A 10,069-nucleotide genomic window follows, 5' to 3' on the forward strand; every position below is an offset into this window, starting at 1 on the left:
CCGTGAGCACTTGATGACGCACTGGTCCGATCATCCTCCGCGCGTAACCCAACTGCCGAGCCGCTCGTTGTGCGCAATGCAGGCTCCCTGCGGTCACGTCTTGCGTGCAACCACTCACTCCTTCGTGTGGATGTGCTCAAGTCGTGCAACCTTCCGGACCCCCCGGGGAGTCGACCGTCATGACGAGAGGAGGTGCCGCCAGTGATCGCGAACGTTTCGGCGCACCGGCGGGCGAACGCCTTCGCCCAGGACCTGGAGAACCAGACGCTCCGGGGCACGGCGGCCGAGCAGCCCGAGAGTTCGGCCGAGCCGGCCGAACAGGGGCAGCTGTTGGCCTTGGCGAACGGCCTCGGCGAGCTGCCGAAGCCGGAGTTGGATCCCGATGTCAAAGTGGTGCAGCGAGCCCAGCTCGTGGCCGCCATGGAAGCCATGTTCGCGGAGGGCTCCGCGTCCAGGAGCCCTACCGTTCCGGAGCAGCGGAGCTCCCGCCGCGGTGCCCATCGGGCCTCCCCGCTCCGGAAACTCCGTCCGCGCTCCCGGTGGGCCAAGGGCCTCGCGGCCGGCGGACTGACCGTAGGGGTGGCCGCCGGCGCCTTCGGCGGTGTGGCGGCCGCCAGCTCGGACGCCCTCCCCGGTGACTCCCTCTACGGGCTGAAACGGGGCATGGAGGATCTGAGACTCGGTATGGCCGACGACGACGCGGACCGCGGCGGGCTCTACCTCGACCAGGCCTCGACCCGGCTGAACGAGGTCCGTCGCCTCATGGAGCGCGGGCGTGCGGGCGAGCTGGACACCGAGTCGGTGAACGAGGTCAGACGCACCCTCAGCGGCATGCGCCACGACGCCTCCGAAGGTCACCGGCTGCTGCACCAGGCGTACGAGCGGGACGGCTCGCTGGGCCCCATCGCCACCCTTTCCTCCTTCGCGACCAGCCACCGCGACGTGTGGAACGGGCTGCGGGGCAGGCTGCCCGCCCAGCTCACGGACGTCGGCGACGAGGTGAGTTCGGTCTTCGACGCCATAGACCAGGAGGTCGGTCCGCTCCGGTCGCTGTTGCCCCGTGCCCCAGAGGGGGAGCGGCGGGGTTCCAGTCGGCCCGGATCGTCCCCGCAGGACTCCTCGAGCTCCTCGGAGACGTACCCGTCGGCGCCCTCCCTGCCGTCCGTCGGCAGCTCGACCGCCGACCAGCTGCCGCAGCCGTCCGGATCGGGCGCGGTGGAGGACGACCAGCTGATCGGGGGCAACACGGGCGGGCTGCTCAACCCCCCGCAGAACAGCGCCTCACCGTCACCGTCCGGCGGACTCTCGGACCCGGCTGCGCCCGTGCCGGACGTGACGATCCCGCCGTTGCTGCCGGGGCTGCTGCCCGGCCTGGGCCTCGACACCGAGGACAGTCCGTAGCCCGTCGGCCCGGAAGCCGGTGAAAGGCAAAGGGCGGGGCCGGATACGCTCAACGCGTATCCGGCCCCGCCCTTTCGTCGGGGGCCGACAGGGCAACCGGCGGGCAGTCGATCAGAAGAAGACGGACCGCCGCTGAACCAGCAGCTTGTACAGCGTGTGCTGGATCTGCTCCCGCACCTGGTCGGTGAGATTGAACATCAGCATCGGGTCCTCCGCCGCCTCCGGCGGATAGCCGTCCGTCGGAATCGGTTCCCCGAACTGAATCGTCCACTTCGTCGGCAGCGGCATCGCGCCCAGCGGCCCGAGCCACGGGAATGTCGGAGTGATCGGGAAATACGGGAACCCCAGCAACCGCGCGAGCGTTTTCGCGTTGCCGATCATCGGATAGATCTCCTCGGCCCCGACGATCGAGCAGGGCACGATCGGCACGCCCGCCCGAAGCGCCGTCGAGACGAAACCGCCCCGCCCGAAGCGCTGGAGCTTGTAGCGCTCGCTGAAGGGCTTGCCGATGCCCTTGAAGCCCTCCGGCATCACCCCGACGACCTCGCCGCCCTGCAGCAGGCGTTCCGCGTCCTCCGTGCACGCCAATGTGTGCCCGGCCTTGCGCGCCAGTTCGTTTATCACCGGCAGCACGAAGACGAGGTCCGCGGCGAGCAGCCGCAGATGCCTCCCGGCCGGGTGGTTGTCGTGAACGGCGACCTGCATCATCAGCCCGTCCAGCGGCAGCGTCCCCGAGTGGTTGGCCACGACCAGCGCCCCGCCGTCCGAGGGAATGTTCTCGATGCCCTTCACCTCGACCCGGAAGTACTTCGCGTACAGCGGTCGCAGCAACGACATCAGCACCTGGTCGGTGAGTTCCTCGTCGTAGCCGAACTCGTCGACGTCGTAGTCACCGGTGAGCCGGCGGCGCAGAAACGCCAGTCCGCCCGCGATGCGCTGGTCCCAGCCGATGTCGGCGCCGACAGCCCCGGAACCGCGCGGCGGCCGCGCGGACTGCCCGGGCGCGCCCGTACCGCCACCGACCGAGGCGTTCCTCGGCACCGCCCGCTCCCCACCCAGCTGCCCGGGCACGGAACCGACCGGGATATCACGCGCCGACTCGGCCACGGATTTCCGCCGGCCCGATCCGGCGCGGCGCCGCACCGACCGCTGAGGTGCGCCGTTGCGCGACCGGTCGTCGTCGAACGGAATGACCTTGGCGTCCGCCATCGTTGCTCGCGCTCCTTATCCGGCGCTCTGAGGGGTGGCGCCACCTGCCGTCGACAGCGCGGCGACCTTGTCGACCGCCCTTGCCAGGGCCTCCGGCGGCAGCAGGCCGGGCCCGCGGCTGCGCGCGAAGTCCGCGAACGTCTCCGCGGTCGTGTAGACGGGGTCGAAGCCCAGTGTCTCGCGCATCTGCACGGTGCTGACCACCCGGCCGTGCGTGAGGAGCCGGATCTGCTCCGGCGAGAAGTCGGTGATGCCGACCGTCCGCAGCGCCGAACCGACCCAGGTCACGGCCGGCAGCAGCACCGGTACCGTGGGCCGGCCGAGTCTCCGCGAGCACTGCGACAGCAGCAGCACGCCGTCGCCCGCGATGTTGAACGTGCCGCTGTTCAGCGTGCCGCGGCGGGGCTCGTGGGAGGCGATCCGCAGCACGTCGACGACGTCGTCCTCGTGGACGAACTGCAGCCGGGGGTCGTAGCCCAGGACGGTCGGCATGACGGGCAGCGAGAAGTAGTCCGCCAGCGGCGAATCGGCACGCGGTCCGAGGATGTTGGCGAAGCGCAGCACGCACACCGCCACATCCGGCCTGCGGCGCGCGAAGCCGCGTACGTACCCCTCGACCTCGACCGCGTCCTTGGCGAAGCCACCGCTCGGCAGGGACTTGGGGGGCGTGGTCTCGGTGAAGACGGCCGGGTCACGCGAGGCGGAGCCGTACACGCTCGTACTGGACTTGACGACCAGGCGCCGGACGGTCGGCGACTTCTGGCACGCACCGAGCAGCTGCATGGTGCCGATGACGTTGGTCTCCTTGACCGCCGTACGGCCCCCGGACCCGAGCGGTGTGCCCGTGACGTCGAGATGGACCACGGTGTCCACGTCGTGCTCGGCAAGGACGCGCGCTATGGCGGGCTGCCGGATGTCGGCCCGTACGAAATCGGCTCCGCCGAGACGGTGCTCGGGAGTCACCGCGTCGACGCCCACCACCCGTGCCACTTCGGGGTCCCGCTGGATGCGGCGTACGAAGCGGCCCCCGAGTTGCCGGGCCACACCGGTGACAAGCACGACCTTGCCCAAGATCAGCGCCTTCCGTTCGGTCCTGGCTATGCGTCACCGTAGCGGGTTGACGTTGCGCTGTGATGACCGCAGGGCCTTCTTCGCGGCTCTTTGATCCCAACGCACGACACGGGCGGCCGGAAAAGCACCGTGGCCCCTCCACCGCGCAGGTGGAAGGGGCCACGACGTGTGCGGACAGCTGCCGCTTACTTCTTGTTGCGACGCTGAACGCGCGTGCGCTTGAGCAGCTTGCGGTGCTTCTTCTTCGCCATCCGCTTGCGCCGCTTCTTGATAACAGAGCCCACGACTACCCTCGCTCACTTCTCTTCACTCGGTGCGGGGCGTCTGGGCCCACACGACCTACGTCGGCCTAGCCTACCGGCCCGAGCTCCGAGCTTGTAATCCGAGGGACATCTCAGGCCGATTCGACCCCCACAAAGGATTCCCGGAGGTACTCGTGAACCGCTTGCTCCGGGACCCGGAAGGACCTGCCCACCCGGATCGCCGGCAGATGACCGCTGTGTACCAAGCGGTACACGGTCATCTTCGACACGCGCATCACCGAGGCGACTTCCGCCACGGTCAGGAACTTGACCTCGTTGAGAGGCCTTTCGCCAGCAGCCATGACCCACCTGTACCTTCCGCACACGACGCACACCGGCTTCCCCTCCGGTGACTCTTCGTCGCTGTGCGCTCACTCCCAGAGTAGGGGCGGGTGGTGCGAGTGGGGAAGAGGAGCAGCCATCGGCCGTTTACTGTGACAGACACGCTCGATTGAGTACATAGCGAGTAAGCGGCTGGTAGTAATCGGACCGCACAGCGTCATCGAGGGGCACGACGACGGAGACATACCCCTCGGCCTCGCCGACGAACAGCGCCGGATCGTCCGTGTCCGCCAGACCGATGGTCTCGAAACCGAGCTGACCTGCGCCGCAGACCCAGCCGTGGTCGCCGACGACCAACTCCGGCAGAGGGTCCCCGGACTCCGCGACACCCTCCAGCGCCGCCCGTACCGGCAGAGGTGAATGGGTGTGCACGCCGGTCGCACTCCCCGGCTCACACGCTCCGGGCTCCCGCACCATCGCGACTCCCCGTACGTAGTCGATGGTGTGCGTGCGTACACCGAACCGGGTCGTTATGTCGACACATCGCCCCTGCGCGGGTGTGAGAACGAGACAGCCCGCCGCCGACAGGGCGTCTGCCAGCGAGGCGTAGAACCCAAGCAGCCGGTGCGGATGCCCGGTCCCGAACAGCACGCTCCCGCACCGTTCCGCGACCGCCGCCAACCGCCCGGCGAACGCGTCGAGCCCGCTCAACGTGCGCTCCGGGTCGATGACGTCCTGACCGGAAACATGCGCCGGGTCCCCGGAGACCCCGCACCTGTCCGCCATCAACCTGATCAGGTCCCGCTCGCTCCAGCCCCGTTCGGGATCGAGCCCGAGCGTGGCCCTGGGATCCCGCGCCGCGAACAGCCGGTAGCTCCGCAGGCTCCGCTCCCGGGACGTCGCCACGGGGCCGGCCAGCCGCGCCGCCAACAGATGCGCCCGCAGCGCCCCTCTGCTCAACACAACGACGATGGTCCCGCAGCACCCGGCACCGCACCCCGGAAACCGGGCAGATGCCCACAGCCGGCGTAACGGCCACGAATGGCCCTCCGCGGCCGCGCGCCCACCGGTCAGGGCAGCAGGCCCCGCAGCGGGAAGACCGCCCTCCGGGTCGCGAGCACCGCCTGGTCCAGCCGGTCCGCCGGGTCGTAGCCGTCCTCCCAGGACCGCCACGTCGGAGTCCGCCCGTCCGTCATCCGCCCGGGCCCCAACTGTCGTGTCCGCGCGTAGGCCTCGTCGCGCCACGAGGACGGGATCAACGACTCCGGGTCCACGGGGGCATGGGCCGCGATCCCGACGAGATGGGTCCAGGACCTCGGTACGACGTCCACGACCGCGTATCCGCCTCCGCCGAGGGCCACCCAGCGCCCGTCCTCCACGTGCTCGTGGGCGAGCGCGTGGCAGGCCTCCTGCACCAGCCGCTGGGCGTCCAGCGACACCGCAAGATGCGCCAGCGGGTCCTCGAAGTGCGTATCCGCACCGTGCTGCGTCACGAGGGCCTGCGGCCGGAAGTCCGCCAGTAGTTCGGGTACGACGGCGTGGAACGCGCGCAGCCATCCCTCGTCCCCGGTCCCCGCGGGCAGGGCCACGTTCACCGAGGAGCCCTCGGCCTCCCCCGGGCCGCCCGTCTCCTCCGGCCATCCCGTGCCCGGGAAGAGCATCCTGGGGTGCTCGTGCAGAGAGATCGTCAGCACCCTCGGGTCGTCCCAGAAGGCCGCCTGCACACCGTCGCCGTGATGCACGTCGACATCGACGTACGCGACCCGCTCGGCCCCCAGTTCCAGCAGGCGCGCGATCGCCAGCGAGGCGTCGTTGTAGATGCAGAAGCCCGAGGCGGCACCCGGCATGGCGTGGTGCAGCCCGCCGGCGAAGTTCACGGCGTGCGGGGCCTCGCCCCGCCACACCGCCTCGGCCGCCCCAACCGACTGGCCCGCGATCAGCGCGGACACCTCGTGCATGCCCTCGAAGGCCGGGTCGTCCGTCGTGCCCAGCCCGTACGACGGGTCAGCGGCACCCGGATTCCCGGACGCGGACCGCACGGCCGCCACATAGTCCTCGCGGTGGACGAGCCGCAGCGTGGATTCGCCGGCGGGCTTGCCCGCCACCACGTCCACTTCGCGGTCCAGCCCGTAGGCTCGTACCAACCCCATGGTCAGCGCGAGCCGTACCGGATCCATCGGATGACTGGCCCCGAAGTCATACTTCGTTACCGCTTCGTCCCACATCAACAGTGCGCGGCCGCTCATGGTCGACACCGTATCGGTCGGGCTCCGGCTCGAACGACCTGGCGTACAGCAACGTCACGAGCACCAACACCATCGGGACGAGCATCGCTCCCCGGTAGTTCCACGCGTCCCCCAGTCCTCCGACCAACGGTGCCCCGATCAGGAACCCCACGTAGTTGAAGACGTTGAGCCGTGCGACAGCCGCGTTGCTCCCCCCGGGGCCGCCGTGCGCGACAGCGCGCCGGCCCGCCGCGGCGAACGTCTGCGGCACGATCACGCACAGGCCCAGACCGAGCAGCGTGAAACCGGCGAGACCCGCCCACGGTCCGGGCGCCGCCGCCACCACGGCGAAGCCGGCCGCGGCCAGGACCGTCCCGCACCGCACGACCGCCGCTGCCCCGAACCGCCGGACCCCGAGATCTCCCACGGTCCGCCCGAACAGCGTGGTCACCATGTAGGCGTTGTACGGGACCGTCGCCAGCTCCTCCGAACTCCCCAACACGTCCTGGAGGTACTTCGCGCTCCAATTCGACACGGTGGAATCCCCGATGTACGCGAAGGCCATCACCATGCACAGCGGCAGGAGCAGCCTGAACGGCAAGGCGGCTCCAACGCCCTCCACATCCGCCGAGCGGTTTCCGAACGCCGGACCGGGGGTGTCCACGTACCACCGGCTCCCGAGCAGCGCTGCGGGCAGCAGCACGAGGACCACCGGCAGGTACGACACCACGAGCGGCAGGTCCCAGTGGGCAGCCGCCCAGGCGAGGGAGGCACCGAGAATTCCCCCGAAGCTGTAAGCGGCGTGGAAGCCGAGCATGATGCTGCGGCCGTACGACTGCTGCAGGCTGACGCCGAGCATGTTCATCGAGGCGTCCAGTGCGCCGACGGCGAGCCCGAACACTCCCAGTGCCAGGACAACCTGCCACACCCTGCTGCCGGCGCCCACTGCCAGCAGGGAGAGCAGCACGACCGGCTGCGACCAACGCAGTACCGCTCCCGGCGGACGGCGCGCGACGATCTTCTCGGTCGCCACACTGCCGGCCCCGGCGAGGATCGGCACGGCCGCCAGGAAGACCGGCAGCAGTCCATCGGATATCCCGTAGCGGTCCTGGATGGCCGGTATCCGCGTCACCAGGAGAGCGAAGGCCACGCCCTGCACGAAGAAACTCAGCGCCAACGAGGCCCGACCGTGCCGCAACCGCGCGTCCGTCATGGCCGCACAGCGTAGGGCGCTCAACTACCCATGGGTAGACGGATCAGGCGAGCATTCCGTGGAGCTCGGCCATGTCGGCGAAGAAACCACGCGCCCCTGCGAGCCTCGCGGCCGGCGTCATCGCGGTGAAGCCGTACACGTCCATCCCCGCCGCCAGGGCCGCGGTGACTCCGAAGGGGCTGTCCTCGACCACGACGCATCGCGCGGGTGCGACGCCCATCCGCTCCGCGGCGTGGAGGAACAGATCCGGTGCCGGCTTTCCGCGGCCCACGTCCTGGGCGCTGAAGACGTTCTCCGCGCGGAACCAGGTGTCCAGCCCCGTCTTGCGGTGCCCGACCCGGATGCGTTCGTGGCTCCCGGAGGACGCGACACAGTACGGCATTCCGTCGGCCGTGAGCTTGCCCAGTACCTCGACGGCCCCTGCGACGGGCGTCAACTCACGCTCGAAGGCAGCGAACACGCGGGCGTGCAGCGTCTCGTCGAAGTCGTCGGGAAGCCGCTTCCCGGTCCGCTCCAGGACGAGGTCATGCACCCGGTGCACGGCGGCGCCCATGTAGTCGCGCACGGATTCCGCGTAGGAAGTGGGATGTCCCAACTCGGTGAGGTACTCGGCGAGGACCGTGTTCGACAGGGGCTCGCTGTCCACAAGGACACCGTCATTGTCGAAGATCACAAGGTCATAGCGCATGCCCTCCAGCATATGGAAACCGAGGACGCGGCCAGGAAACGGGGGAACGCAAAAAAGCCCCAACCCCCGAGTTCACACTCGGGAGTTGAGGCCCAAAACTTGTTCGGCGGTGTCCTACTCTCCCACAGGGTCCCCCCTGCAGTACCATCGGCGCTGAAAGGCTTAGCTTCCGGGTTCGGAATGTAACCGGGCGTTTCCCTAACGCTATGACCACCGAAACACTATGAAGATATCGAACCCGGCCGACCACACAGTGGTCTCGGCATGTTCGTTACTTCAGAACTAACACAGTGGACGCGAGCAACTGAGGACAAGCCCTCGGCCTATTAGTACCGGTCAACTCCACCAGTCACCTGGCTTCCATATCCGGCCTATCAACCCAGTCGTCTACTGGGAGCCTTACCCCATCAAGTGGGTGGGAGTCCTCATCTCGAAGCAGGCTTCCCGCTTAGATGCTTTCAGCGGTTATCCCTCCCGAACGTAGCCAACCAGCCATGCCCTTGGCAGGACAACTGGCACACCAGAGGTTCGTCCGTCCCGGTCCTCTCGTACTAGGGACAGCCCTTCTCAAGACTCCTACGCGCACAGCGGATAGGGACCGAACTGTCTCACGACGTTCTAAACCCAGCTCGCGTACCGCTTTAATGGGCGAACAGCCCAACCCTTGGGACCGACTCCAGCCCCAGGATGCGACGAGCCGACATCGAGGTGCCAAACCATCCCGTCGATATGGACTCTTGGGGAAGATCAGCCTGTTATCCCCGGGGTACCTTTTATCCGTTGAGCGACGGCGCTTCCACAAGCCACCGCCGGATCACTAGTCCCGACTTTCGTCCCTGCTCGACCCGTCGGTCTCACAGTCAAGCTCCCTTGTGCACTTACACTCAACACCTGATTGCCAACCAGGCTGAGGGAACCTTTGGGCGCCTCCGTTACCCTTTGGGAGGCAACCGCCCCAGTTAAACTACCCATCAGACACTGTCCCTGATCCGGATCACGGACCCAGGTTAGACATCCAGCACGACCAGAGTGGTATTTCAACGACGACTCCACCTGAACTGGCGTCCAAGCTTCACAGTCTCCCACCTATCCTACACAAGCCGAACCGAACACCAATATCAAACTGTAGTAAAGGTCCCGGGGTCTTTCCGTCCTGCTGCGCGAAACGAGCATCTTTACTCGTAGTGCAATTTCACCGGGCCTATGGTTGAGACAGTCGAGAAGTCGTTACGCCATTCGTGCAGGTCGGAACTTACCCGACAAGGAATTTCGCTACCTTAGGATGGTTATAGTTACCACCGCCGTTTACTGGCGCTTAAGTTCTCAGCTTCGCCCCACCGAAATGGAGCTAACCGGTCCCCTTAACGTTCCAGCACCGGGCAGGCGTCAGTCCGTATACATCGCCTTACGGCTTCGCACGGACCTGTGTTTTTAGTAAACAGTCGCTTCTCGCTGGTCTCTGCGGCCACCCCCAGCTCAAGGAGTACATCCCATCACCAGGCGTGGCCCCCCTTCTCCCGAAGTTACGGGGGCATTTTGCCGAGTTCCTTAACCATAGTTCACCCGAACGCCTCGGTATTCTCTACCTGACCACCTGAGTCGGTTTAGGGTACGGGCCGCCATGAAACTCGCTAGAGGCTTTTCTCGACAGCATAGGATCATCCACTTCACCACAATC

General features: G+C 67.6%; 9 protein-coding genes and 2 rRNA genes (1 of these 11 only partly in view). 1 reads left to right on the forward strand and 10 read right to left on the reverse strand.

Features of this window, described 5'->3' with window-relative positions:
* The first annotated feature begins 201 nt into the window (after positions 1-201).
* Positions 202-1,401 carry a DUF5667 domain-containing protein gene (locus tag FEF34_RS15990; RefSeq protein ID WP_138053797.1) on the forward strand — a complete coding sequence of 400 codons (1,200 nt, stop codon included), beginning with the start codon at positions 202-204 and terminating at the stop codon, positions 1,399-1,401.
* A 111-nt stretch (positions 1,402-1,512) separates the two neighbouring features.
* Here FEF34_RS15990 and FEF34_RS15995 read toward each other — a convergent pair whose 3' ends face one another.
* From FEF34_RS15995 to FEF34_RS16040, 10 genes are all read right to left on the reverse strand, one after another.
* Positions 1,513-2,610, reverse strand: coding sequence for a lysophospholipid acyltransferase family protein (locus FEF34_RS15995; RefSeq protein WP_138053798.1), 1,098 nt, complete (start codon positions 2,608-2,610; stop codon positions 1,513-1,515).
* Positions 2,611-2,625: 15 nt separating this feature from the next.
* Positions 2,626-3,681: an NAD-dependent epimerase/dehydratase family protein gene (locus tag FEF34_RS16000; RefSeq protein ID WP_138053799.1), complete on the reverse strand. Its 1,056-nt coding sequence runs from the start codon at positions 3,679-3,681 to the stop codon at positions 2,626-2,628.
* 185 nt (positions 3,682-3,866) lie between these two features.
* Positions 3,867-3,965, reverse strand: coding sequence for a 30S ribosomal protein bS22 (locus FEF34_RS16005; RefSeq protein ID WP_003948845.1), 99 nt, complete (start codon positions 3,963-3,965; stop codon positions 3,867-3,869).
* A 110-nt stretch (positions 3,966-4,075) separates the two neighbouring features.
* Positions 4,076-4,285 (reverse strand): helix-turn-helix domain-containing protein, encoded by a 210-nt coding sequence (locus tag FEF34_RS16010; protein ID WP_158687078.1) that lies wholly within the window; start codon positions 4,283-4,285, stop codon positions 4,076-4,078.
* A gap of 127 nt (positions 4,286-4,412) precedes the next feature.
* Positions 4,413-5,228: a phosphatase gene (locus tag FEF34_RS16015; RefSeq protein ID WP_138053800.1), complete on the reverse strand. Its 816-nt coding sequence runs from the start codon at positions 5,226-5,228 to the stop codon at positions 4,413-4,415.
* 107 nt (positions 5,229-5,335) lie between these two features.
* Positions 5,336-6,511: an acetoin utilization protein AcuC gene (locus tag FEF34_RS16020; RefSeq protein WP_138053801.1), complete on the reverse strand. Its 1,176-nt coding sequence runs from the start codon at positions 6,509-6,511 to the stop codon at positions 5,336-5,338.
* Complete coding sequence (locus FEF34_RS16025; protein ID WP_138053802.1) at positions 6,462-7,703, reverse strand: MFS transporter; 1,242 nt, start codon at positions 7,701-7,703, stop codon at positions 6,462-6,464. Before FEF34_RS16025 ends, FEF34_RS16020 begins: the two co-directional genes overlap by 50 nt.
* Positions 7,704-7,746: 43 nt before the next feature.
* Positions 7,747-8,391: an HAD family hydrolase gene (locus FEF34_RS16030; protein ID WP_138053803.1), complete on the reverse strand. Its 645-nt coding sequence runs from the start codon at positions 8,389-8,391 to the stop codon at positions 7,747-7,749.
* Positions 8,392-8,492: 101 nt separating this feature from the next.
* Positions 8,493-8,609, reverse strand: a 5S ribosomal RNA gene (rrf, locus tag FEF34_RS16035).
* A gap of 88 nt (positions 8,610-8,697) precedes the next feature.
* Positions 8,698-10,069: ribosomal RNA gene (locus FEF34_RS16040) — 23S ribosomal RNA — on the reverse strand; it runs 1,746 nt beyond the window's last position.

The sequence above is a fragment of the Streptomyces marianii genome (assembly GCF_005795905.1).
GTDB classification, from domain to species: domain Bacteria; phylum Actinomycetota; class Actinomycetes; order Streptomycetales; family Streptomycetaceae; genus Streptomyces; species Streptomyces marianii.

Excerpts from the sequence above, each read along its gene's own strand:
- FEF34_RS15995 (WP_138053798.1), bottom strand. The coding sequence starts at position 2,610 with ATGGCGGACGCCAAGGTCATTCCGTTCGACGACGACCGGTCGCGCAAC.
- FEF34_RS16010 (WP_158687078.1), bottom strand. The coding sequence starts at position 4,285 with ATGGCTGCTGGCGAAAGGCCTCTCAACGAGGTCAAGTTCCTGACCGTG.
- FEF34_RS16020 (WP_138053801.1), bottom strand. The coding sequence starts at position 6,511 with ATGAGCGGCCGCGCACTGTTGATGTGGGACGAAGCGGTAACGAAGTAT.
- FEF34_RS16025 (WP_138053802.1), bottom strand. The coding sequence starts at position 7,703 with ATGACGGACGCGCGGTTGCGGCACGGTCGGGCCTCGTTGGCGCTGAGT.
- FEF34_RS16030 (WP_138053803.1), bottom strand. The coding sequence starts at position 8,391 with ATGCGCTATGACCTTGTGATCTTCGACAATGACGGTGTCCTTGTGGAC.